Here is a 25,867-nt window from a genome sequence, read left to right on the forward strand (position 1 = left end):
AGTTGTGTTTATTATAAAATAACGTCATTATCGTTTTATTATAAAATAAATTGAGTGACGACAATGTTAGGCTTAATCAGCTTTATTATTTTACTAATCATTATTATCGTGTTGCATAATAAGTTGAATAAACAGCTTATTGACTTGCGCGGTGAAGTTGCGCGTTTACAGGCTGAATTACAAAAACAGAATACTACTGTTAGTAATACTGATATTACAAATCCTGCCATTGCAAACTATGATATAGAAAATAAGCCAAAAACATCAGTACCGCCACCTCTACCGCCTTCCGCCTCATCGTCCGCCCTATCAATACCGTCACATGAAAATGGGGCTTCAAACCCTTTTTTAACGGATTATTCAACCCTAAACCCTGCCGCCCCTGCCGCAAAAGCATCATCATCTGTAGAGCCAGACGAGCAATCTCTGCCCATAGTCACCTCGCTTTTTAATTCGCTTAAAAATTGGTTTTTCGGTGGTAATTTAGTGGTGCGCGTTGGCGTTATCGTCTTACTCATCGGCGTAGTATTGTTGCTACGTTTGCTTAGCGACTATATCGAGATATCGATAGAATCTAAGCTTATAGCGATAGGTGTCATTGGTTTAGGCTTAGCGGCCTTAGGGCTTAAACTCGCCAAAAACCGTTTTGCTTACGGCATTACTTTACAAGGCGCGGGCCTCGCCATCGCTTATTTAACTACCTTTTTTGCCTATAGCGTTTATCAGGTTTTGCCTAGCCTGCCGAGTTTTATTGGTTTAGGAGTATTATCAGCGCTTACTATTGGTCTCGCTGTGCGGCAAAACGCTTTCCCGTTAGCGCTACTCGCCTTATCGGGAGGCTTTTTTGCGCCGATATTGACTGCTGATGATACCGGCAGCTTGACAGCGCTATTTAACTACTACTTACTGCTCAACGTCACCATTGCTATTATTGCCCATTATCGCACTTGGAAAGTTTTAAATTTATTTGGTGCGCTAGTGACTTTTGGACTGGCTTATTATTGGGGCATTAGCGAAGACTTAAGCTCAATTATTGAGTCTCAGCGTTGGACCTTAGTCGCCTTAGTGGCGCTACATTTAGCACTCTATCTATTCGTGGTCATTCGTTACGCCCAGCAAATCATTGCTTATAATCAGCTTCACAAAACGGATAGCGAAGCTACTACTCATTTAACTAATGCTCAGACGCTAAAGACTTCTAAATCGGTTAATAGCTTGTATTTATTCCCTATCGATACCGGCCTGCTGTTCTCCGTACCTTTGCTAGCTTTTGGTTTATTTTCAGCGCTGCTACAAGATATCCCTCACGCTTTAACGATGACTAGTGCGATTTTGGCAGCGGTTTATCTAAGCCTTGGCTTATTATTCGTCAACCGTAGCCAGTACTATGCGCTCATCACTGAAGGTATGTTGGCGTTAGGATTTGGCTTTCTAGCCTTAGTCATTCCATTAGCGTTAGATGCCGAATGGATCGCCTTTGGTTGGTCAGTGCAAGGATTAGCCTTAGTTTGGTTTGGTCGTCGCTCCCTACGTGCTTGGTCGGTATTATTTGGCTTATTATTGCAGCTAATCAGTATCGTTATGCTAATGGTAACGCTATTTTTCTCCTATAAAAATTATCCAACCTTAGCCTTAAGCGTTTCTGCACTGGCATTCTTGGCGTCAGTATTTATCTTGCGAGTCAATAACTCGCCTACTATTTATAATTCAGCGCAGTCTAAAAATAATGCGCAAGAAGCTGAGCAAAAAACCAATATAGAAACAAGCGACGCTATCACTACGTATGCCAAAGATTTAGGGATTAGCCAATCGGCGGCCTATCAGTGGTTCCATAGCATTAACGAAAAAAGTAGCGCTTTTAGTATAGTTTGGCGTAGCCCGATATTCATAAGCTTTTTGACCTTTACCGCGGTAGTTTGGGCGTTATATGTAGGGATTGCTGACTTCCAGCAGTGGTTGAGTCATAAGCAAGTAGCGACAACCACTTTGATAGCCTTATCTTCGCTCTTGAGTGTTAGTGTTTATTGGCTGATTAATCGCTACCGTCCATGGCAGGAAATTTGGCCACTAAGCCAAGGTTTATTGGTCATATTCTATACCGCGCTCATTTTGCAATTACCACAGAAGTTTGAGTTTAGTGATCAGTGGCATAGTATAAACTGGACGCTGTTCATTGTGCTCATCATAGGCTGGCTAATCGTTGCTCAGTTATGGCTAAAAACTTGGTATCAGCATCATCAGCTATCGCGTTTTGATAGCGCCAGTTGGCTCGCTACTAGCGTTTTCGTGCTAGCAGCGGCGGTGCATTACGGCTTACCGGCTTCGCAAGGAGTAATGGCTGTTTTGATACCAGTAGCCTTGATGCTAGCAGGATTATATTTCAGCTATCGTCATGATAAGTCTCCGACCACTAATCCTACAGACTCTCAAAAAAACCTAGGCTTAGCTCCTTGGTTTGATTGGCAACAAGCACTAATCGACTGCGCCAAAGTGTTCGTGCCTATTGCCTTACTTTGGGTCGTGATTACCAACTGGTCCTATGATGGCGTGATTTGGAATCTGCCCTATTTTCCATTGATTAATCTATACGATATAAGTTTATGGTTAGTGGTGATATATGGGCTAAGTACGGCTTACCTCAGTTATAAAGATCATCAAAAAACGTCTGCTCTACAAGGCAAGGATATCAATAAAAAAGCATTGAATCCTAAGCCTATGCTCATTATCTTAGGCTTAGTTAGCTTTTGGGTCATCTCTAGTATGCTCATTAGATCGCTGCATGCTTTTATCAGCACGCCGCTTTGGCACCACATGCCTTTAGGCGCTTGGGATAGCGAGCAAGTACAGACAGGCTTGACCATACTTTGGACACTGATTGCGCTCATCGCGACGATCGTTGCTAGCCGTCAATTAAAGCGTACGCCTTGGTTTATGGGTATCGGCCTGCTGGGCGTGGTGGTGCTGAAACTGGTGTTAGTCGATCTCTCGCAGACCGAAGCGATTTGGCGAGTGCTATCTTTCTTAGTGGCGGGTAGCTTGATACTGCTCATCGGTTATCTAGCGCCGCTGCCGCCTGAGAAAGATGCAGAGACTCAGTAGCTTCTGTAGTAAAATGCTGCTAATCCTTCTTACATATCAGCAGTACCCTTTATAAAATAAGGTAACTATAAAAAAGGCAGTAAAACAATGGTTAAAGAGACGATTCAGTGGTTCCCCGGGCACATGAATAAAGCCCGCAACGAAGTCAAAGAAATTATGCCAGAGATGGATATCGTCATCGAAGTCATTGATGCGCGTATTCCTTATAGCAGTGAAAACCCTATGGTTGCCGCTTTGCGTGGGCAAAAACCGGTCATTAAAATCCTCAATAAAGCCGATCTCGCTGATCCCGCGCGCACGCAAATATGGCTTGATCATTTAGAAGCGCAAAACGGCGTCAAAGCCATTGCCTTCGATGATAATAAAGCTGATGACGTGCATAGAATCGTTGAGCTGTGCAAAAGAATTATGCCCAATAAAGTAGAGTCAGGTCGCCAAATCAAAGCCATGATTATGGGTATTCCGAACGTCGGTAAATCCACCTTAATTAATACCTTAGCAGGTCGCTCAGTCGCTAAGACCGGAAACGAACCTGCCGTCACCAAATCGCAGCAGCTCATCAAACTCGATGGTGGCATCATGCTCTATGATACGCCAGGCATGCTGTGGCCAAAAGTCGAAAATGAGCATTCAGGCTATCGTTTGGCAGCGACTGGCGGTATTCGTGATACTGCTTTTGACTTCGCTGATGTCGCGGGCTACACCGCTGAGTACTTAATCAAAGATTATCCTGAACTACTCAAAGAGCGCTATAAAATCGAAGATCTACCACAAACCGATTGGGAGTTTTTTGAAGTTGCCGGACGCAATCGAGGATTACTGAAAAAAGGCGGTATCGTTGATACTTATCGCATGTCAGAGATTCTAATTAATGAGCTACGCAGCGGCACGCTCGGTCGCATTACTATGGAAACACCTGAGATGATGGCAGCGGAAGAGGAAGTCGTGGCGGAACAAAGAATAGCAGCTGAGGCTAAAAAAGAAGCGAAACTTGAAGAAAAAAGATTACGTAAAAAGCGGGCTCGGAAGAATCGGAAGTAGTATTTCGCTCTATACTTCTAAAATTTTTAAACCAATTAGGCGACTATGATTCCTTCTGCTAAAACCATCCAAATATATCTACCTAAAGGTAATCCGCGCGGACTACGTTTGGCCGAAATGACGACGCGTACGGTTCGTTTAATTGAGATCCCACGTATTCATATTGATGATTTTTTTGCGATGCCAGATGCCAATCAAGTGGGATTGTACTTTTTAATTGGTGAAACAGAAACTGCCGATAAGCCATTACTTTATATCGGGCAGACTGGTGACCTCAAAAGACGGTTAAACCAGCATGATGATAAAGATTTTTGGACGCGTGCCTTTGTGATGCTATCAACAAATAACTCAATGACGCAAACTCATGCGTTATATATGGAGCACAAAGCTATTGCGACCGCTACGCAAGTTGGTCGTTATGAGATAAAAAACGGCAATACTGGTAATAAACCACATACTCCTGACCCTTTAAAAGCAGATTGTGAAGAGCTTTTTTACACTCTCGATGTTTTATTATCGACTTTAGGGCAACCCGTTTTTGAGTCTTTAAGTATTAAAGAGAAGAACAACTTTAACAACCAATTTTCTACTGACCTTGATATTCCTTCAATTAACAACGTTGAAACATTACCTATTGATGACTTACAACCAATGCTATTTTATTATAAAGCGAAAAATGGTGATGCCAAAGGTTATTATGACGATGATGGTTTTGTCATATTAGCAGGATCGTTAGTACGACAAGCACAAGCTATGTCAGCTCCACCATTTATAGTTAAACTAAAAGAGAATTTATTAAATACTGGCAAGCTAATAGCAGTAGATAATAAGAGTTACAAGTTGACTGAAAATCAACTTTTCAAAACTCCCAGTGGAGCCAGTTCATTAGTCTCAGGACGTTCTACTAATGGTTGGATTGAATGGAAAAATGAAGCCGGTGAAACTCTAGACAACGTTTATCGTTAATTGGTTACCTTTACATTATGTCTATGAGCCTCATATAAGAATAGTTAAACACCCTCAAATATCAGCAAAATATTCTTATCGGTGCGCGAGGCGCACCCTACCTGCCAAGACTAGTTTACGACCTACAAGGAATACACTTGCCTACACCATTTTCCCAGCCTGAGAAACCCTTAAACTCCTTCGCCCCACGCCTCCTCGACTGGTTCGAAACGGATGGTCGCCATGATTTACCGTGGCAACAACACCAAACTGACAGGCCAAATCCTTATATTGTCTGGCTATCAGAGGTCATGCTACAACAAACGCAAGTCAAAACCGTACTGCCCTACTTTGCGCGTTTTATGGACTCTTTTCCAACGGTACAAGATTTAGCGGCGGCAGAATGGGATACCATCGCTGAGCACTGGGCAGGTATGGGCTACTATGCGCGTGCACGGAACTTGCATAAAGGCGCCAAGCAATTGGTCGATGTCATAAACGAGACGGGCGACTATCCGCAGACGTTAGCAGCTTGGGAAGCCATATCAGGCGTCGGGCCCTCGACCGCGGGCGCGATTATGGCAATGGGGCTACACAAATATGGTGTCATCTGTGATGGCAATGTTAAACGCGTATTGACGCGCTGGGCAGCCATTGATGGTGACATTACTAAGTCTGCAACAACCAAACAGCTATGGGTATTGGCAGAGCGCTTGACGCCAAAGGAAAACTCAGGGCTATTCGCACAAGCGATGATGGATATGGGTGCCACTTTATGCGTGCGCCGTAGTCCTAATTGTCAGTTATGTCCGCTACGAGAAGACTGTATCGCTCATGCTGAGGGGCGCGAAACCGACTATCCAGTCAAGGCTAAGAAAAAACCGAAACCCAGCAAGTTTAGCAATGCTTTAATAATAGAAAATAATGATGCCGAGGTATTATGGCTACAGCGCCCTGATAATGGTATTTGGGGCGGGCTATGGAGTTTACCCTTAGAGTTTGTAGAAAAGGTAACAGCTAATAAAGCAACTAAGCTAGCAGAAGCTCAACCAAAAAAACTGCAAGTGAGTAGCAATGAAAAAGTCTATGAGACCGAATTTACCACTGCTGAGCAAATCATTCATGAGTGGCTTGAAGAGAATAAGTTGGTAGCCGAATCTGTTAGTAATACCTTACTCGATGACGCGCCGATTAAGCATTCATTGACCCATTTTCATTGGTATTTACAGCCACAAAAATTGGTTATTAATGAGGCGAAAAGTACAGAGCTTAACGAAAAGTTATCGGCAGCACAAATTGCTTTTAAGTGGCTTGATAAGCAAAAAGCGCGCGATAGTTTAGGACTACCGCGCGCAATGATTAAGATTATCGAGGTTTAAAACTAAGCCAAACCGTAGGCGGCGCTTTAGCTCAGCATCTTAAACTTAGGACTGAAGCTAGCTGCTTTAAAAAACTTGTCTCTCATCAAGACTTCGGTACCCTAAGGCGCATGAGACCCTCTTGCTGTACGGTGGCGACTAGATTACCGTCTTGCCAAAATTGACCATGATTGAGACCCTTCGAGCTTGACGTGGTATCGCTCCACATATCATAAAGTAGCCAATCATTGAGATCGAACGGACGATGAAAATGCATCGAATGATCGATACTTGCCGCTTGCAAGCCACTGGTCATAAAGCTGACACCATGTGACATCAGCCCGGTACCTACTAAATAAAAGTCCGACGAAAACGCTAATAGCGCTTGCTGAATAGCCACAGGTTGATTGCCAAGCTCGCGAATACGTAGCCAGTTGGCTTGCTTAGGTTTCATCGGCGTTGGGTTGATCGGATCACGCGGTTTGACCGGCTTGATCTCGACATGGCGACGACGCATAAACCGTGCTTTGAGCGCGTCTGGCACTTTACCTACATGCTCATCTTTTAGCTCTTGCTCTGAGGGCAAATCCTCTGGCGGCGGATACACCGGCATACTCTCTTGATATTCAAGTCCTTCCTCAATCGGTGAGAAAGACGCTATCATCGAAAAGATCACTTGCTCGATGGGCTCTTTGCCACGCACTTGCTTATATTGAATAGCAGTAACCTCACGCGCTGACAGACTACGACCGTCTCGCAAGCGGCGCACTTGATAGATGACGGGCTGCTTGATATCGCCGCCACGTAAAAAATACCCGTGCAGGGAGTGACAAGGCTTATCCTCATTTAAGGTGTGAGACGCCGCCATAATCGCTTGCGCCAGCACTTGCCCACCAAAGATACGCGAACCGACATAGTCGTGGCTAGCCCCTTCAAAAACATCCGGGCTGAGCTCAGTCAGTGCGACTGTCGCTAACAGCTCATCGATAAGTTGCGAGTTATCAAACACATCAGACATGACGCTTATTTTCCTTATTCTAATATTTCTACTAACAAACATTTTCGCTTTATATGACAACACTTGTTAGTAAAAATAATTACTTTAGAAAGTTTATTAAAAGCTAAACATAGTAACCAATATCGACACTCTTGACCAGTAATGTCATACGATTCAGCGGCTATTATGATGACTATTCAGACTAAGGTTTATTCTATTTTAGGCTAAATCCTAACATAAAAAAGAGGCGCTAATGAGCACCTCTTTTTATACCAATGCCAACTTAAACTAGGGCTTTACCGCCACCAGAATCCGGATAGAATCTGGCACTAAGAGCAGGTTTGTCAGAGCTTGCTCGCCTTGTGCTTGCAATCGCTCTAAGCGCTCAATCTCGCTTGGACGCACATTCGGATTGATGGTTTGTAAGTGCTTGAGACGCTTAATCTCACGTGACCACTGCTGAGTAAAGCGAGCATTAGCCTGCGCTCCTACCTCAGACAACTGAGCACGGGCGATAGCTTCAGCTTCATGATAGCGCTGCTCGATGATATCACCGCGCGCCTTGATCACTTGCCGCGCCCGATTATTATCTAAGCGCTCGATATGCGGCATAATCATCTCCGAGCTAATACGGCTTGATAAATCGCTGCCCTGTTCACTCATAAACACGCGAATGCTTTGTGTTGGCAGGGTCGCAGGCAGGTTCAGCACTTTTGGCGCGATAGTTTCCACCCGAAAGTTAATCTCAAGTAGCACTGTGCCTTGCGGCATCGCGGCGCTCTTTAGCATACCGACAGTGGTGTTACCAAAGGTGCTGGTGCTGGCTAGCTCATAGATGGCGCGCATCAAAGGATGCTCATGAGTGATAAAATCAATCTCTTCGCGCTGCAAAGCCAGCTTACGCTCAAAGGTTAAGCTCATGCCGTCCTCACCAAGCGGCAAGCTCTCCATATACTCATTAATCTCTGTGCTATCAATCGGCGTAATCACCCAAGAGCCATCGCGCTGTACGCTATGATCGATATTAGCGGACGCTAAAAAGCGCTCGACAAACTGCGGTAGTAGATTATGACTATCAAAATCCACCATTGCGTCTTTGATACGTGAAGCCACACGCGGACGGCAAGAGTTATACTCAAGCAGACGGTCACGGCCCGCTTGCAGCTGGGCTTCTAAACCTAAACGTGTCTGCTTCGCCTCAGCGATAACCTCTTGTAGCGCTTGCTGATTATTTACGCTATCAGCGCCTTCTAGTCCCTCTAACAAGGGCTTTAAGGTCTGGATATATTCTTCTTGTACGCTTTGCGCGGTTGGCGATATCTGGTTAAACATATTGAGCGCACTGTTGTACCAATGATACAGACGCTCTTGCGCAGTGCTCTCAACATAAGGCACGTGTAAGGTGATTTGCTGCGTCTGGCCGATACGATCCAAACGGCCGATACGCTGCTCTAAAGTATCAGGGTTGGCGGGCAAGTCCCAAAGAATGAGCTGGCTTGCAAACTGGAAGTTACGGCCTTCTGAGCCAATCTCTGAGCACAGCAATATTTGCGCCCCTTCTCTATCGGCAAAAAAGGCAGCGGCTTGGTCACGCTCAAGCAGCGTCATCTGCTCAGTGAAGATAGCGGTCTTAATACCGGCATGTAGACGCAGTACCGCCTCTAAGCTTTCAACCGTCGCGCCACTACGGGCGATGAGTAATACTTTTTCTTGCTTAAGCTCGCCCTTGAGGATATCGATCAGCCAAGGTACGCGTGGGTCATCTTCTAGCCAGCCGCCATCAGGTTGATTTTCTTCACCCCACAGCTGCTCGCGTAGTTTGCCGTTAGTTTGATAGCTGTCTACCCAAGACTCTGGCAGCGGCAACGGATGCGGCTGACTGCTACGGCCGTAGAAGCCTTTGACACTTTCGCGAGTATTACGGAATAATACCCGCCCAGTACCATGACGATCTAACAGCTCATTGAGTGCATAATTACGCAGCTTCTCATCTTCATTGATATTTGCCAGCTCATCAGTGCTGATATCCAGCAAGCCGCTCAAAGCTGCAATTTGTGCCGTGCTCAGAGGCTTATCTTCCATTAAGATATTGGCGACCGCCGCCGTTTCGGCAAAGGCATCTTGACCTTCAATAAACGTATCTAAATCGTCGAAGCGATTGGGGTCAAGCAGACGCAGACGCGCAAAATGACTTTGAGCGCCCAATTGCTCAGGAGTCGCAGTCAGCAGCATCACCCCTGGGGTCTCATTCGCAAAATCAGCGACTAGCTCATATTTATCATTGCCGCCTTGCGACGCGTCCCAATGCAAGTGATGCGCTTCATCGACGACGAGTAAATCAAACCCTGCCTCTATTGCTTGCTCATAAAGGTCATCGTGATCAAGCAATAAGTCCATGCCTGCGATGATACATTGCTCAGTGGCAAAGACGTTTTGTTCAGGGTCATGCTCTTTTATGGCGGCAGTACGCACCAGATCAAATAGCGCAAAGTTTAGATTAAAGCGGCGACGCAGCTCAATCATCCACTGATACTGTAAGCTATCAGGCACGAGTATCAACACGCGCTCAGCCTTACCGGTAAGCAGCTGCTGATGAATAATAAGACCAGCTTCGATAGTTTTGCCCAAACCTACTTCATCGGCGAGTAAGACGCGTGGCGCGATACGCTTACCGACTTCATGCGCGATATAGAGCTGGTGCTCAATAATATCGACGCGCGCACCCATGAGACCTTTGAGCGGATGACCGGCTAACGCCGACTGCATACGCAAAATATCTTGACGCAAATCATACCAATCACTACGCTCAATACGGCCGGCTAGCAGGCGCTCAAGGGGCTTGGCTAGAGTAATATTCGCTGCCAAGCGCGTTTCCATAATGGGTTTAACCTCCACCCCTTTATCATCATCTTCGACGCTGTACTTAAGTACGCCCATGACCTCATCAACGCCGGTGACCGTATAGCTATGGCCTTGTTGATCAGCGATGCTATCGCCGACTTTGAATACCACGCGCGAGAGTGGCGCGGAGTTTTTGGCGTAGACGCGCGTCTCTTCGCTTTGTGGAAACAAGATGTGCACGCAGCGATCATCGACGTCGATCACCACACCTAAACCAAGCTCAGACTCGGTATCAGATAAATAACGTTGACCAACAGCGAATTCGCTACTGAGTAATGAGGCGGCAGAAATAGTCATAGGGCGGTATCTTTTTGTACTTAAATGATAAAAATAGAAGATGAAACTAGCAACAGCTATGGATAGTTGACAACAAGCAACGTCGCTGCAAAGTCGCACTATTATATAGCGTTAGCGGTTAGATGGTTGCGCTAATTGTGTTTTTCAAGAGCTTATCACTAAGCAGTTGCCTAAGGGTTTGCATTCATCTCGCTAAAGACTTAGCTTTAGTTGGTCAGTTTTGCTTTATGCTGCAGCATGCTACATTAGAGGCTTATAAAAATGACTAAAACTAAAAAAGGACTACCTATGAAAGCGGTATTACTCGATGAAGCCAGATTCCTAGAAGGGCTTGAACTACCAAAGCCTGCAAAGGTAGACGAATACGTAACCTTTGATAAAACCCCGCAAGACAATAAAGTAATCATTGAGCGCTGCCAAGATGCTGATATCATGATCTGCGGTACGCTGAGGATCGAACGTGAAGTCATTGAAGCCTTACCTAAGCTGAAACTCATACAGCTAAGCTCAAGTGGCATGAACACCATAGACCAAGAGGCCTGCAGGGAAAACAAAGTTGAGCTATACAATGCTTCAGCTTTTGCCGTTAAGAGCGTCCCTGAGCATACCTTCATGCTGATGCTAAATGCGCTACGTGCTGGCATTCATTACCATCAAAAAGTCGTCGATGGCAATTGGCGTAAAGATCGCAGCTCACAGATTAATCAAGCGCCGATGATCGATGTCGAGGGTCAAACCTTAGGTATCATTGGCGTAGGGACAATTGGCAAGCGAGTGAGCGAACTCGCGCGGGCCTTTGGCATGACCGTATTGTGGGCTGAGCACCAAGGCAAAGAGCCACGTAGCGACGATTATACTGATTTTGAGACCGTGCTTGCTGCTGCCGATGTTATCAGCTTACACTGCCCGCTCACTGACGAAACTAAGCATCTAATTAACGCCGATACCTTAGCCAAAATGAGCAAACAACCGCTAGTCGTCAACGTAGCACGCGGCGCGGTAGTCGACTCCAAGGCTATGGCAAAGGCGATAGAAGATCAGCAAGTACTCGGTTATGCCACCGATGTCTTTGAGAAAGAGCCAATTGCAAAGGATGATCCTTTACTTAAACTGGCAGAACAGCAACATCCACGGATTATTTTCAGCCCGCACGTGGCTTCAGGCAGTAAAAATGCTCATCATAAATTGTGGCAGATTGTCCAAGAGCAAATCAATACCTTTATTGATAACTACAATGAAATCTCAAGTAGTCATAAAAATAATGAATAAGGAGACAACATGAAAGCGGTATTTTTAGATAGAGGCACGTTTTCTCAGGATTTAGACTTGCCAGCGCCAGCAGGCGTGACGGATTATGTCGTCTACACAGATAGCCAAGAGGATACTCAAGCTATAGTCGAGCGCTGCCAAGATGCGGACATTATCTTTACCAATAAAATCAAGATTAGCGCTGAGATCATTAGCAGTTTACCCAAGCTAAAGTTGATTCAACTAACGGCTACTGGCATGAATAATGTCGATAAAGAAGCTTGCGATAAGCATGGAGTGACGCTATACAACGTTGCAGGCTACGCGGTCAAAAGCGTGCCCGAGCATACCTTTATGCTGATGACTATGGCGATGCGGGCCGCTATCCACTATCACCAAAAGGTCATTGATGGCTCTTGGCATGACGACGGTAGCTTTTGTCTATTAGATGTACCGTTAATAGATCTAGAAAACAAGACTCTTGGCATTATTGGTGTTGGCACTATCGGTAAACGAGTGACCGAGATTGCCCGTGCTTATGGCATGACCGTATTGTGGGCAGAGCATCAAGGCCAAGCGCCGCGCAATGACGACTACACCCCTTTCGATAAGGTGCTGGCTCGCTCTGATGTGATTAGCTTGCATTGCCCCCTAAACGAGAACACCAAACACTTAATTAATAAAGACACTTTAGCAAAAATGAAAAAGCAGCCCTTAATAGTCAACGTCGCTCGCGGCGGCATTGTTGACAGCCAAGCGCTGACCGCCGCTGTGAATGAGGAGCAGATATTGGGCTATGCCAGCGACGTCTTTGAAGCGGAGCCTATCACTGAGGACGACCCGCTACTTAGCTTGAAAGATCATCCGCGCGTTATCTTTAGTCCGCATAATGCGTGGGGTAGCGAAAGTGCGCAGCTCACGCTATGGCAGATACTTAGCAAGCAAGTCAGCGAGTTTATTGATAAAAAAGGATAAGGTTTAAAAAACTTAGCGCGTAAAGTGTAGCCACTTATCATTGATTTTGCGATATTTGAGCATAATGCGGTCGAGAAGATAGTTATTTATCACCCGCCATGGATAGCGATCGCCTTGCTTTGGCAGTACCTTACTTGCGCGCGCGACATACCCTGCGGACAATGAGCCTAACACCGTATCCTCTTGCATTTGTACATTTTCGCCATCAGCTTGCGCTTTTGCCATAGCGACACGATAGTGATGCTGATTCATGTAGCTAATCAGGCGTAGGACATACTGACAGGCGATATCTATCTTTAGCGTCCATGAAGCATTGGTATAGCCAAATAGCACCGCCATATTAGGCACTTCTTCTAGCATCACCGCTTTATAGGTCATACGCTGGCCGATATTTACCTCTTCTCCATTGATAACCACCTTAGCGCCGCCAAGCACCTGTAAGTTAAGTCCAGTCGCTGAGATGATAATATCAGCATCAAGATGCTCTCCTGACTTTAGAAGAATACCAGTTTCGGTAAATCTATCTATCTCGTCAGTAACGATTGCTGCGCTTCCGCTTTGTAGCGCTGTAAAAAAATCACTATCAGGTACCGCGCACACCCGCTGATCCCAAGGATTATAATCAGGAGAAAAATGTTTTAGATCTATCTCACTACTCTTTAGCTCTTTTTTGACGCCATAGCTCATTAAGGCTTTCATAAGCTTTGGCGCATAAACAGAGGCACGATAAGTCGCTTGTTGCACTAATACATTGCGAGCGCGCACTAGCTTATAGGCTTGCTGTTTGGATAAAGGCGAGAGTTTACCAGATAACGTCTCCATCGCGTAGTCATCTGCCGGCACGCTAGCAATATATGAAGGCGAGCGCTGTAGCATAGTGACATGACTTGCCGTCTGCTCGCCGCTCGCGTCCACAAGAGCGGGTAGTAAAGTTACCGCCGTTGCCCCGCTACCGATAAGGACGATCTTTTTATTATGATAATCCACGTCTTGCCACTTTTGCGGATGCACGATAAGCCCCGCAAAATCCGCTTCACCTACGTAATCAGGCTTATACCCTTGTTCAAAGTTATAATAGCCTGTGGCGCCTACCACGAAATGAGCCGTTAAGCTTAGGCGCTCCCCATTGGCGTGATTGATAACAGTAGCAGTCCACTGTTTTGTCTCGCTTGACCAAGCCAGCTGCTCTACTTCATGACGGTAGCGAATATGCGATACGATCTTAAACTCACGAGCCGTCTTACTGATGTAGTCCTTGATATCAGAGCCACTTGCGAGCATACGACTGTCAAGCCAAGGCCGAAAACTATAGCCAAAGGTCAACGCATCAGAGTCTGAGCGGATCCCAGGGTAGTTAAATAAGTCCCAAGTCCCGCCTAGATCTGCTCTTTTTTCTAAAAGAATAAAGCGCTCCGTAACATTAGGGTTAATATTATTAGTATTATTAGTATTATTAGTATTCGAACCAGTATTTTTGCTGATATCTTGGCCAAATATCTTTTTATTATCGAATTGCTGCAAACGACTCGCCATGCCGATACCCGCGATACCCGCTCCGATGATCAGCATCTCGCAGTCTACCGGCTGAGCACCATTAGCTTGATAAGTTGGAGATGGGGCTAATGAAGCTTCATGGCCGGCTAAGCGATTTTTAATAGTATTATTTATCGCTTTTTTAGTCTTCGTTACATCAATCATAAACACTTTCCTTATGTATACTAATCCTTATTAAAAAGGTGTCGGACTCTCCCAGTCCATCCAAGCTTCTAGCACCGGATGTTTCAAGCGCAATTGCTGAGCGTGTAAGTTAAGCCGCGGCGCGATCGTTAGCGCTGATCCTTCAGCATAAATCGGATCGCCGATGATCACATGACCCATGTGCACCATATGTACTCGTAACTGATGGCTACGGCCTGTAATAGGCTTTAATGCAACGCGGGTCACCATTTGCGGCGGCTGATCTGCTCGTGTACTGCCGCTGTGCGCATCGATGGATTGAGTATTAAGGTATTCGTGCGCGAGCACTTCGTAATGAGTCAAAGCCTGCTTTGGCCAGTCCGGATCGATGATATGCCGCGGTTTTAGCGTCGGCTCGTAACGCACTGGCGCAGATATCTTGCCTGTCGCTCCTGCCTGTTGCCACTGCCCAAACACACGAGCTTGGTACAACTTTTGTGGCAGACGTTCGATAAATTGCTTACTGATATGCGTTTGCGCCGCAGCATTTTTGGCAAATATTAGTAGCCCCGAGGTATCCATATCGAGGCGATGAATGAGCTTAACGCTTGGATTGACCTTTTCAAGCCGAGCCAGTAAGCTCACCTTTAATGTCTTACCATTGACACTCAACAGCCCTGCAGGCTTATCGACCACCCAGATATCGTCATCCTCGTAAACGGTTATCGTTTTAGCAAAATCTTGAAAAAACGCTAATGGATAAGTTTGTTCTTGCTCGTTAAGAGCGGCAGTTTCTTCTTCAGTAAAGAGCATAAAGGAGCTTATTTATAAAGTAGTGGTAGAAATCATTATTATAAAAACAGCAGCTAATAGTATTGGTTATATATAAATTTCATAGTAAATTCTATGCTGTGGTTTTATGTTGCGATTGATTGTACTAATATTAATTGTTAAGCATTTTAACGAGCCGAGCGCTATTAAGATTTAGCAGATATGTTACTATAGCGGTATTCATTCATTGGTATTAGCGTTAGCAATAACCTTTATATAGCGTTTATTAGTGCCATTATAAGGCTACATTTTACCTAAGAATAAAAGTCTAAACTTAATAAAAAGAGAGACATATTATGTCAGATTTAATCGTCAACACTACCGATACCGACTTTGATCAAGATGTGCTACAAGCTGACACATTAGTGTTGGTAGACTTCTGGGCAACTTGGTGTGGTCCATGTAAATCTATCGCGCCTATTTTAGAAGATTTGGCAACCGATTATGAAGGCAAAGTCAAAATCGTCAAAGTCGATGTCGATAATAACCCACAAGCCGCTAGCCGTTTCGGTATTCGCAACATTCCAACGCTATTTGTCTTCAAAGACGGCGAAAAAGTAGACTCAGTCATGGGTCTACAGCCAAAAGCGGAATTGGCTAAAGTGCTAGATAAGCATCTATAGTTTAATCAAAAATACCACTAAGATAATTAGTTGATAACCGGTTATCTGTTGCGTAAAAAGCCATTATCTACTCAAGATAATGGCTTTTTGCTGACTTTTTGCACAAATAAATCAATTAGCAACTTTTTTTAGCAAAAATAATTGACAACGCCCTATCTATAACCGTATAGTCTGCTGACAAGAGTAATACAACCGTTTTTCATAAGCGTCTTGTCGCAAGTCTCCATGTGTTTGTACTGCAAAACACAACTATCATTATTAAGCACCATTACCAAATACAATTACTGATATTGAGCTCTTATCGAAGACTCTTATGTCACCTTCTTTATATCCATTCTGAGCGATCCTGTTGTAACATCCTACAATTGGCGCTGAACTGATATAAAAACTCAAGGCAACATAAACCCAACGTTTTGCACACCCATACCTAATATTGTTTGAACCAATGTCGTGGGTTGTGCTGCTTATGACCTCTCTCGCCTGATAACCTGCTAATGACTTTCCTATGAATTTAACTGAATTAAAGAAAAAATCAATCTCTGAACTCTTGGCTATCGCCAAAGAAATGGGACTTGATAATATGGCGCGTAGCCGTAAGCAAGACATTATTTTTGCTATCTTAAAAACTCATGCTCGTAATGGTGAAGCCATCTATGGCGACGGAGTGTTAGAAGTCCTCCCGGATGGTTTCGGTTTTTTGCGCTCCTCCGAAGGCTCTTATTTGGCCGGTCCTGACGATATTTATGTCAGTCCTAGCCAAATCCGCCGCTTTAGTCTCAAGACGGGCGATAGCATAGCGGGTACTATTCGCCCACCAAAAGACTCAGAGCGCTATTTTGCCCTGCTAAAAGTGGGAGAGATTAACTTTGATACCCCAGATCGCTCGCGTCATAAGCTTATCTTTGAGAATTTAACGCCGCTCTTCCCTACCGAACAGTTAAAATTAGAATTAGGTAACGGTACTACTGAAGACTTGACCGGTCGTATTATCGATCTGATCGCTCCAATTGGTAAAGGTCAGCGCTCCATTATCGTTGCCCCGCCAAAAGCCGGTAAAACGATGCTACTGCAGACTATTGCTCAGTCTATCACGCGTAATAACCCTGAATGCTATTTGATTGTGTTATTGATCGATGAGCGCCCAGAGGAAGTGACTGAAATGGAGCGTACGGTACGCGGTGAAGTGGTCGCCTCTACCTTTGATGAGCCGCCGCAGCGTCATGTGCAAGTGGCGGACATGGTCATCGAAAAAGCCAAACGTCTAGTCGAGCACAAGCAAGATGTGGTTATTTTGCTAGATTCTATCACTCGCCTTGCCCGCGCTTATAACACTGTGATGCCGTCATCTGGTAAAGTCTTGACCGGTGGTCTCGATGCCAATGCGCTTGAGCGTCCAAAACGCTTCTTTGGCGCGGCACGTAATGTAGAAGAAGGGGGCAGCTTAACCATTATCGCCAGTGCCCTTATAGATACAGGTAGTAAAATGGACAGCGTTATCTTTGAAGAATTCAAAGGTACCGGTAACCAAGAGATCACCCTTGAGCGTGATTTGGCCGAAAAACGCGTCTTCCCAGCCATCAATATCAAAAAATCTGGCACGCGCCGCGAAGAGCGTTTGCTCAATGAAGATAAATTACGCAAAGTTTGGATACTGCGTAAATTACTGCAGCCGATGGATGGCGTACAAGCGACTGAGTTCTTACTTGAGCGCCTAAAAGAGGCGAAAACCAACGATGAGTTTTTTGAACAGATGAATCGTAAATCTAAGGTTAATTAGAACTTATTTCTTATTTTGAAAAGACCGCTTTATAGTGGTCTTTTTTTGTTTTGAGGCGATATCTTTACTCAGGTTCAAGAGTAATGACTGTTAATAAACGCAAGCATCTTAAATCAAATCCTTAGCTTACTCTAGCGTATCTGACAAGTAGCTTTAGTCAAACTCCTACTAAGGAAACAGTATAGACACATCGCTTACAGCTCAGCTGTAAAGAATAGCGTATTCAATACGACTAAACGCTATAATCCAGGTACTATGAGCAGTAGTACAAGTGTATTTCCTCTGTATTGATCTTTATTAATAATTGCTATATTAATAGTTTTCTACTCTATCATTCGTATATGATAACAATGATAAGTAGTGACAGTACGAATAAGCGTTTTCTTCGATAATAATTTGCTACTAATGATTAGTTATCGATGACAAAAAATAGTGATCAATTTTACAATTTAATAGGTGATGATATGAAATTTGCTAAAACTTTTGCCATGACTGCGATTACAAGTTCAGCATTAATTATGACAGGTTGTAACTCTACTGGTTATAACAGTGGCCTGAGCAATACTGCTAAAGGTACAGCTGCTGGCGCAGCGGCTGGTGCACTTATTAGAAGTGGCGGCGATAGTAAAGACATTGCTCGTGGCGCACTTGGCGGTGCTGCGATTGGTGGCGCAGGTGCTTATATTCTTGATAACAGCAGAAAGTAACTCAGTTTCTGTCATTGTTTAATAACAATTAAGCTTAAATGAAAAAGCCTACCTTATAGTAAAAGGTAGGCTTTTTTAGTGCCCGTTACTGATCGTACTGATGCTTAATAATTGAGGATAGTGCTTTTCATTATAAATCACTGCTAATCGCTATCTGTTATAAAGCACCGCTAAAAGTATCGCAAGATTGCACGTTACCGCTCTCAAGGCCACGAGTGAACCAATCCACGCGCTGTTGACTCGTACCATGGGTAAAGCTATCTGGCGTTGCAGCGCGGCCACTGGCTTGTGCTAGACGATCATCGCCTATTTGTCCGGCAGCATTAATCGCCTCATTGATATCCCCTGGCTCTAGGAACTGTACTCGTTGTTGATTACGATTGGCCCATACCCCCGCAAAACAATCGGCTTGTAGCTCTTGCAATACAGACAAATGATTCCCTTGGGCTTGTGTCACTTGTTGTCGAGCTTGATTGACCTGCTGACTGATGCCCAACAACGTCTGCACATGATGACCTACTTCGTGCGAAATAACATAAGCTTGGGCAAAGTCACCCGCCTTACCTTGGTTTTCTTGCTCACCAGAGCCTTGCTGATCGCCACTGATGCCTAGATTTTGACGCATCTCTTGAAAAAAAGTAGTATCAAGATAAATTGTCTGATCTCCTGGACAATAAAAAGGCCCTGTCGCTGCAGTTGCGCTTCCACAAGCTGAGCTAACTTGACCATTAAATAGCACCAACGAAGGCTCTTGATAGGTTTTTCCGCCTTCATTAAAAATCTGTCCCCAAACCTCTTCAGTATCTGCTAATACCACTTGCACGAACTGGGTATCACGGTCATCACTAGTCGCTACTTCAGTTGTAGAACTGCCTCCGCCGCCGGTTACAACTTGTCCCGTTTGTAGCGCGGTCATGGGATTGACTCCAAATACTAGCCATAAAATACCGGCGATAATAATACCGCCTATACCACCCCCTATCATTTTACCGCCGCCGCTGCTAGTACGTACGTTCGTACTACCTCTTCTGCCTCTCCACTTCATAACTGCTATCCTCTATAAAATAATCATTTATTCTGAATCTAATCCATAATCCCAAAGTTAAACCTATTTTTTCAACTACAAAATCTCAACAAAACATCAAATCTTTAAACGACAACCATTTTCCTTCAATAGTACAATCTTTATTGGTACAGACAATACAAAGTTAGACTGAATTTGCGTTATTTATTGTATTTTGTATTAGTAGCTATATCTATTTATGAGCACAATACCAAAGCCTATTTAAGCTTGAAAAGCTTAGCTCAAACTCATTAAAAAATGAGCTTTAGTACGGTCTTACCCTTAATTGAAAGGATTAAAGTAATCATTTCAATTACTTTATACGAAAAATGGTATCAGACTAGGGTTTGTAAATATTGTTTACATTTTTATTGCTCATTAATCACATAAAGTCTTTTCATTCTCAAAAAAAGAGTATAGAATGCGGGGAAGCTGAGTAGCTGTAACCATTGATGGTTGAATATAAAGATACTTAAATATAAAGATACCTATAAGTATCTAGCGTTAAGTGTCCCTTGTATTCAACCTTTTATTATAGCTATCATACTATTTCATTTTCTGGAGAAAACCTTATGAACGTTAAACTACTTGCATTAGCCGGTATCATGACTGCAACTTTTGGCTTGACTGCTTGCGATAGCAGCACTGAGAACGCTGCTGAAGATTTATCTGACGCACAAGAAGAAGTGCAAGACGCTCAAGAAGAGCTAAACGAAGCTGCTGCTGAAGGCGAAGTTGTTTCTGCTGACGCTGAAGCTGCTGTAACTGATGCTGAAGCTGACATCGCTGAAGCACAAGCTGCTACTGCTACTGACGAGATGGACGCTGAAGTTCCTGTCGACGGTACAACTACTAGCATGGATGTTGCTAGCGAAACTGATCCAGCTGCTGTAGACGCTGCTGACGACGTTGTTGTTGTAGAAGAATAAGCTTAGTCATCTATTACTCTGGTAATAAATACTGACTAATAAAAAAGAGAGCCTAGGCTCTCTTTTTTTGTGGTTACTATTTCGTATTCTATCGAACCACTCTTTTAGTTAGGGGCTCTTTATTTAGGAGTTATCATCACTTAGGCGCTTTTTGGTTTATAAAATACCCAAGCTCCTTTTGAGAATAGTGAAGCTACCGTACACGCTGACCAAAACTCGCTCTAGTAACATAATGATAATTGTAGATTGAATCGAATATTTTTTAAACTAAAACAATACTCGCACTTCAAAGCAAAAACTAAGCTTCAAACAAATGCTCATCGACTTTTTGGCGAAATTTTTGGCCCGTCTTAAAAGTGACCACACGACGCGCAGATACCGCTACGGGCTCACCCGTTTTAGGGTTGCGACCTGGACGACTGCTCTTGTCTTTGAGCTCGAAGTTGCCAAACCCTGAAAGCTTAACTTCCTTACCTTCAATCAAACTCTCAGACAACTCATCGAAAAAATTCTCGACCAGACAGCGCCCTTCTTGACGGCTTAGGTTGAGGTGATCCATTAAATGTTCAATCATATCCGATTTTGTTAGGGTACTCACAGTGCGACTCCTGATTGGTGCAGTTTGATTTATAACCCCTATCATTATAAAGGATTTTTTTATAGATTGACGACTAGTTATCATAAAATTCTTTAAAAATAACCAGTTAGCATCAGTTAGCATCAGTTAGTACCGCTTAGCTATCGCGCAACTGAGCTCCATGCTGCTCGCTCAAAGCAGCAACTACTTTATCGGTGGTTGTTTTCACCGTGTCATCGGACAAGGTTTGGCTATGATCTTGCCATACCAATGCAAACGCTAATGAATGCTGACCTGCAGGCACGTTATCGCCTTGATAAACATCGAATAACCATAAATCAGTTAACAACGTTCCTGCCGCGCTACGTATCGTGGTTTGTAGGGTCTGCAAGCTAATTTTATCATCGACTAAAATAGCGATATCACGGCGTATCTGTGGAAACTTGCTTGGGGTGGTGATCGTCTGCTGTTCACGAGCTAATTCTAATAAGGGCACTAATGAGAGCTGAGCGACCCAAGTCGCTGGCAGATCAAGCTGCTTGGCGGTATTAGGATGCAGTTGACCGAGCCACCCTACGTAGCGATCATCGATATAGAGCTTAGCGCTTTGACCTGGGTGTAAAAAGTCCAATTCACTACGTTCATAACGTACACGCGTGCCGTCGATTAAGGCAGGTAGCAAGTGCTCTACATCATGCTTAAGATCATAAAAATCCACTGCACGGTTTTGGTAGGCTTGCTCATCCCAAACATTCCCTACAGCAACGAGAGCTATGCTAGGCGTCTGTACTAATTCACTGATGCTATGACCAACAAAGCTTAGGCCAGTCTCAAAAAAGCGTACACGCGACTGTTGTCGGTTGAGGTTATACTGAACACAAGGCAGCAAACTAGATAATAGCGTACGGCGCATCACGGCTAAATCACTCGATATCGGATTGGCCAGCGCTAGTACTTCCCCTAGCGCTTCATCTTCGATCAGCGCTTCTATTTTTGCATCACTAAAGCTAAAGCTAATCGCTTCCATATAGCCGATATCGACTAAGGCCAGCTTCATCTCATGGGTCAAATCTGCAGTATCGTCATAGTCCATGCTGACTTGTAGATGAGGCAAGGTACTTGGGATATTGTCGTAACCGTATATTCGCGCAATCTCTTCTATCAAATCCTCTGCAATACTCATATCGAAGCGATGCGATGGCGGCGTAGCTTTTAAAACCTCACCTTGCTGCTCCATTTCAAAGCCAAGCTGAGTCAAAATGCGTATCATCGTCTCAGGTTCGATATCGACGCCTATCACCTCGCCTACCTTGGCAATCGGTAAAGATATCGGCGCGCGCAGTGGCAGCTCTGTAGGACTTTCAGCGCTCACTATAGATCCAGCTATGCCGCCTGTGACTGCGGTGATTAATTCGCGAGCACGCGCCAAAGCGAGTTGTGGCAACTCAAAATCAACGCCACGCTCAAAGCGCTGGGAAGCGTCGGTATGCAGACCAAAACGGCGAGCACGACCGGCGATAGCCAGCGGACTGAAAAATGCACTCTCTAGCAAAATATTGGTCGTGGTCTCAGTGACGCTACTACGTTTGCCGCCCATAATACCAGCAAGAGCTAAGATACCTGCATCATCAACGATGACCAGCTCATCACCGACTAAAGTTAGCGTCTGATCATTGAGTAAAGTAAGGCTTTCTTGCGGCTGCGCCAAACGCACTTGGATATCGCCTTTGATAGTATCGGCATCAAAAGCGTGCAAAGGCTGTCCCAGCTCCATCAATACATAGTTGGTCACATCGACCAAGAAGTTATGGGTACGTAGACCTGATTGAATGAGCGCGTCACTCATCCATTTTGGCGTATCAATACTACGATCGATAGTGCTAATCGCTTGCAGCAAATAACGCGGGCACTGCTCGGTGGCAGCGACCTTCACATTAGGGGTTTTTGCCTCTTCATTAGCAGCAAAAGCTAAACTTATCTCTGGCGTTTGTACTGCTAGCTCATTAATAACGGCTATTTCACGAGCGATACCGCGTACGCTGAAGCAGTCGCCACGGTTCGGAGTGATAGAAATATCTAATATTTGATTATCTAAGCCTAAATACTCACGGATATCAGTGCCAATCGGGGCATCGTCAGGTAGCTCAAGTAGACCATCGATATCATCAACTAAATCAATCTCAGAGGCCCCGCAAAGCATACCGTTTGAGGCTACGCCGCGCAGTTTGCTTTTTTTAATTTTGAAACCTGTCTTATCATCACTTGGCAACACAGCACCAACGGTAGCAACAGGCGCTTTCATCCCGGCGTAAACATTGGGTGCGCCGCAGACGATCTGTAATGGTTCAGCGGCACCGATATTTACCTGAGTGACGCGCAGCTTATCGGCATCTGGATGTTGTTCCACGCTGATAACTTCGCCGACGAGCACACCATTAAAAGGGCGGGCAACTGCAAAACGATCATCAATCTCAAGCCCTGCCATCGTTAGCTGCTCAGCTAACTGCTCGCTAGTATTGGCGGGGTTCACCCATTGACGTAGCCATTGTTCGCTAATTTTCATAAATATCTCGGATCTGAATTTTATAATAAAGATTCTTAGTAAGGGGAGGCCTATAAGCAGTCAGTGCCGTAAAAACAAGTCACCAGTAGACAAACATTTAGCCAAATTGCTGCAAAAAGCGCACGTCGTTTTGGAAAAACAAACGCAAATCATCAATACCGTAATAGAGCATCGCAAAACGCTCGATACCCATCCCAAAAGCGAAACCTGTGTATTTATCGCTATCGATACCGCAATTGGTTAATACTTGCGGATGTACCATACCGCAGCCCATGACTTCTAGCCACTTACCATTATCATCTAAGATATCGACTTCGGCAGAAGGTTCAGTGAACGGAAAAAACGACGGACGGAAACGAACGGTCAGCTCTTTGCCAAAAAACGCTTGCAAGAACTCGCTAATCAGACCTTTTAGCTCAGCAAAGGTGCTCGATTCAGTGACCATTAGCCCTTCTAACTGATGAAACATCGGCGAATGCGTTTGGTCTGAATCATTGCGATAGACGCGGCCTGGACAGATAATACGAATCGGCGGCTCGCCTTGCTCCATGGTACGAATTTGCACCGGGCTAGTATGCGTGCGCAATAAATAGTGCGCGTCAAAATAAAAGGTATCATGCATAGCGCGCGCAGGATGATGCGAGGGAATGTTTAAAGCTTCAAAGTTATAATAGTCGCTCTCAACTTCAGGGCCAGTCGCCACGTTGAAGCCTGCTTGCACAAAAAACTGCTGCATACGCTGAGTAATCATAGTCACTGGATGCAAGTGACCTTTTTGACCGCCGCGAGCGGGCAAAGTAATATCGATACTCTCTTTTGCAAGCTTCGCATTTAAGGCTGCAATCTCGAGTTGTTGCTGCTGCTCAGTGAGCGCTTGTCCAATACGGCTGCGGACTTGATGTAACCAGCCGCCATAAGTCTTTTTGTCATCGGCAGCAAGTTGCCCCATTTGTTTTGACCAACTGGTAAGCGAGCTTTTTTTGCCGGTTAGCTGTACCCTTAGCTCTTGTAGTTCTGGCACAGCAGTTGCTTGCGCAATCAGCGCTATAGCAGCATCGGCAAAACCGTTTAACTGCGCTTCATCGAGCTCATTTAATTGCGAAGATAGAGTCGGTAGCGCCGACAAATCGGTAGCAGCAGGGGTAGTCATAAGACGCATTATTCCTGGTATAGACAGAGTATAGATTGTAAGGGTTTGCGCAAATATTGCAAATTATTTACCGTCTTTTTATCTGGAGCGATGAATAACTTAACTGTTGAATATAGCGATATTAGCTATCGTCAATTCTATGCCTGTTTGAGGACGAGACAAAGATATAAAAAAAGCCACCGACTAGCGGTAGCTTCTTTTATATTGACCTAATCATAGTTATCAACTTGCCCTTAAACGCTTAACGATAAAGTCTAAGGGTAGCTAATACTTAAGCCAATTCTGCTTTCGCTTTTTCAACTAGTACGCTAAAAGTAGCTGCATCATGCATAGCGATGTCAGCTAGAACGCGACGATCGATATCGATGTTAGCTTTTTTCATACCGTTGATAAAGCGGCTGTAGCTTAAACCGTTTAAACGCGCGCCAGCATTGATACGTGCGATCCATAGACGACGGAAAGTACGTTTCTTGTTGCGGCGGTCACGATAAGCGTATTGACCCGCTTTCGTTACGGCTTGTACTGCTACACGATAAACACGTGAACGGGCACCGTAGTAGCCTTTTGCACGTTTTAGGATTTTTTTGTGACGGCGATTTGCCTGTACACCACGTTTTACACGGGCCATAATTTACTCCAAGATTCTTTAGATATAGTAAGCGATAAATTGCAATGATCGATTAGATGTATGGGCACATACGACGAACTGCTGCTTCGTCAGATTTGTCCACCATCTTTAGACCACGTAATTGGCGGATACGCTTAGGAGATTTCTTGGTCAAAATATGGCTTTTGAAGGCTTGCTTGCGCTTGAAGCCATTCGCTGTTTTTTTGAAGCGTTTTGCGGCGCCGCTTCTAGTTTTCATCTTAACTTTCATGATGAGTTGCCTCTTTGTCTTTGATAGAACCTGGTCGTCAAACGATTGTTATCAGCGATTAATAAAAATTCGCTCATCATTCAACCATTTGCCTCGAGGTGGGAGGCGCTATTTTAGCAGACTCACTACTAATTTGCCAATCAAAGTTTAAATTTTCAGGTCTAAATAGTTAAACATTTTTATAGGAGTGAATTTTCCTTAAGAGCGCCTTATTTATCCTTTTAGCGCACA

The 25,867-nt window shown here is 44.5% G+C and carries 20 protein-coding genes; 10 read left to right on the forward strand and 10 right to left on the reverse strand.

The annotated features are described in order from the left end of the window. Positions 1–63 precede the first annotated feature (63 nt). The 4 genes from ACTXGJ_RS06765 to mutY all read left to right on the forward strand — a co-directional run bounded on the left by ACTXGJ_RS06765 (position 64) and on the right by mutY (position 6,464). The gene (locus ACTXGJ_RS06765; RefSeq protein WP_443565457.1) at positions 64–3,099 is read left to right on the forward strand and encodes a DUF2339 domain-containing protein; all 3,036 of its coding nucleotides are present in this window, start codon (positions 64–66) and stop codon (positions 3,097–3,099) included. An 87-nt stretch (positions 3,100–3,186) separates the two neighbouring features. Continuing rightward, the gene (ylqF, locus tag ACTXGJ_RS06770; protein WP_443565458.1) at positions 3,187–4,140 is read left to right on the forward strand and encodes a ribosome biogenesis GTPase YlqF; all 954 of its coding nucleotides are present in this window, start codon (positions 3,187–3,189) and stop codon (positions 4,138–4,140) included. A 45-nt stretch (positions 4,141–4,185) separates the two neighbouring features. Continuing rightward, a complete protein-coding gene (locus ACTXGJ_RS06775) occupies positions 4,186–5,106 on the forward strand; it encodes a GIY-YIG nuclease family protein (RefSeq protein ID WP_443565459.1) in 921 nt (306 codons plus the stop codon). A gap of 137 nt (positions 5,107–5,243) precedes the next feature. Continuing rightward, positions 5,244–6,464: an A/G-specific adenine glycosylase gene (gene mutY, locus ACTXGJ_RS06780; RefSeq protein ID WP_443565460.1), complete on the forward strand. Its 1,221-nt coding sequence runs from the start codon at positions 5,244–5,246 to the stop codon at positions 6,462–6,464. Positions 6,465–6,549: 85 nt separating this feature from the next. On the opposite strand, the gene ACTXGJ_RS06785 is transcribed toward mutY, so the two are convergent. Both ACTXGJ_RS06785 and rapA read right to left on the reverse strand, forming a co-directional pair. After that, a complete protein-coding gene (locus ACTXGJ_RS06785; protein WP_439244569.1) occupies positions 6,550–7,461 on the reverse strand; it encodes an acyl-CoA thioesterase in 912 nt (303 codons plus the stop codon). 267 nt (positions 7,462–7,728) lie between these two features. Further along, positions 7,729–10,638: an RNA polymerase-associated protein RapA gene (gene rapA / locus ACTXGJ_RS06790; RefSeq protein ID WP_443565461.1), complete on the reverse strand. Its 2,910-nt coding sequence runs from the start codon at positions 10,636–10,638 to the stop codon at positions 7,729–7,731. 288 nt (positions 10,639–10,926) lie between these two features. On the opposite strand from rapA, the gene ACTXGJ_RS06795 reads away from it, so the two are divergent. Both ACTXGJ_RS06795 and ACTXGJ_RS06800 read left to right on the forward strand, forming a co-directional pair. Then, positions 10,927–11,907, forward strand: a complete 981-nt coding sequence (locus ACTXGJ_RS06795) for an NAD(P)-dependent oxidoreductase (protein ID WP_439244607.1) — start codon at positions 10,927–10,929, stop codon at positions 11,905–11,907. A gap of 9 nt (positions 11,908–11,916) precedes the next feature. After that, the gene (locus ACTXGJ_RS06800; RefSeq protein ID WP_443565462.1) at positions 11,917–12,861 is read left to right on the forward strand and encodes a D-2-hydroxyacid dehydrogenase; all 945 of its coding nucleotides are present in this window, start codon (positions 11,917–11,919) and stop codon (positions 12,859–12,861) included. Between the two features lie 12 nt (positions 12,862–12,873). Here ACTXGJ_RS06800 and ACTXGJ_RS06805 read toward each other — a convergent pair whose 3' ends face one another. Together ACTXGJ_RS06805 and ACTXGJ_RS06810 are read right to left on the reverse strand one after the other, a co-directional pair. Next, positions 12,874–14,430 (reverse strand): flavin-containing monooxygenase, encoded by a 1,557-nt coding sequence (locus tag ACTXGJ_RS06805; RefSeq protein WP_443565562.1) that lies wholly within the window; start codon positions 14,428–14,430, stop codon positions 12,874–12,876. Positions 14,431–14,589: 159 nt separating this feature from the next. Next, a complete protein-coding gene (locus ACTXGJ_RS06810) occupies positions 14,590–15,351 on the reverse strand; it encodes an RluA family pseudouridine synthase (RefSeq protein ID WP_443565463.1) in 762 nt (253 codons plus the stop codon). Positions 15,352–15,665: 314 nt separating this feature from the next. Between ACTXGJ_RS06810 and trxA the strand changes: the two genes are divergently transcribed. From trxA to ACTXGJ_RS06825, 3 genes are all read left to right on the forward strand, one after another. Continuing rightward, on the forward strand, positions 15,666–15,992 hold the full coding sequence (gene trxA, locus ACTXGJ_RS06815) for a thioredoxin (protein WP_439244564.1): 327 nt from the start codon (positions 15,666–15,668) through the stop codon (positions 15,990–15,992). A 505-nt stretch (positions 15,993–16,497) separates the two neighbouring features. Further along, entirely contained in the window at positions 16,498–17,769 is a 1,272-nt protein-coding gene (rho, locus tag ACTXGJ_RS06820) for a transcription termination factor Rho (RefSeq protein ID WP_439244562.1), read from the forward strand. A gap of 464 nt (positions 17,770–18,233) precedes the next feature. Next, on the forward strand, positions 18,234–18,476 hold the full coding sequence (locus ACTXGJ_RS06825) for a hypothetical protein (RefSeq protein WP_439244559.1): 243 nt from the start codon (positions 18,234–18,236) through the stop codon (positions 18,474–18,476). Positions 18,477–18,633: 157 nt separating this feature from the next. On the opposite strand, the gene ypfJ is transcribed toward ACTXGJ_RS06825, so the two are convergent. Next, positions 18,634–19,521, reverse strand: a complete 888-nt coding sequence (gene ypfJ, locus ACTXGJ_RS06830) for a KPN_02809 family neutral zinc metallopeptidase (protein ID WP_443565464.1) — start codon at positions 19,519–19,521, stop codon at positions 18,634–18,636. A 590-nt stretch (positions 19,522–20,111) separates the two neighbouring features. Between ypfJ and ACTXGJ_RS06835 the strand changes: the two genes are divergently transcribed. Further along, the gene (locus tag ACTXGJ_RS06835; RefSeq protein WP_439242388.1) at positions 20,112–20,468 is read left to right on the forward strand and encodes a hypothetical protein; all 357 of its coding nucleotides are present in this window, start codon (positions 20,112–20,114) and stop codon (positions 20,466–20,468) included. A 298-nt stretch (positions 20,469–20,766) separates the two neighbouring features. Here the strand turns inward: ACTXGJ_RS06835 and ACTXGJ_RS06840 are convergent, their stop codons facing one another. From ACTXGJ_RS06840 to rpmI, 5 genes are all read right to left on the reverse strand, one after another. Further along, positions 20,767–21,066 (reverse strand): integration host factor subunit alpha, encoded by a 300-nt coding sequence (locus ACTXGJ_RS06840; RefSeq protein WP_439242386.1) that lies wholly within the window; start codon positions 21,064–21,066, stop codon positions 20,767–20,769. A gap of 136 nt (positions 21,067–21,202) precedes the next feature. Further along, positions 21,203–23,608: a phenylalanine--tRNA ligase subunit beta gene (gene pheT / locus ACTXGJ_RS06845; protein WP_443565465.1), complete on the reverse strand. Its 2,406-nt coding sequence runs from the start codon at positions 23,606–23,608 to the stop codon at positions 21,203–21,205. Positions 23,609–23,705: 97 nt separating this feature from the next. Then, complete coding sequence (gene pheS, locus ACTXGJ_RS06850) at positions 23,706–24,758, reverse strand: phenylalanine--tRNA ligase subunit alpha (RefSeq protein ID WP_443565466.1); 1,053 nt, start codon at positions 24,756–24,758, stop codon at positions 23,706–23,708. Between the two features lie 271 nt (positions 24,759–25,029). Beyond that, the gene (gene rplT, locus ACTXGJ_RS06855) at positions 25,030–25,386 is read right to left on the reverse strand and encodes a 50S ribosomal protein L20 (protein WP_439242380.1); all 357 of its coding nucleotides are present in this window, start codon (positions 25,384–25,386) and stop codon (positions 25,030–25,032) included. Positions 25,387–25,438: 52 nt separating this feature from the next. Continuing rightward, positions 25,439–25,636 carry a 50S ribosomal protein L35 gene (gene rpmI, locus ACTXGJ_RS06860; RefSeq protein ID WP_439242378.1) on the reverse strand — a complete coding sequence of 66 codons (198 nt, stop codon included), beginning with the start codon at positions 25,634–25,636 and terminating at the stop codon, positions 25,439–25,441. Positions 25,637–25,867: the final 231 nt, after the last annotated feature.

This window comes from Psychrobacter sp. 1Y11 (genome assembly GCF_052259045.1).
Lineage (GTDB): Bacteria > Pseudomonadota > Gammaproteobacteria > Pseudomonadales > Moraxellaceae > Psychrobacter.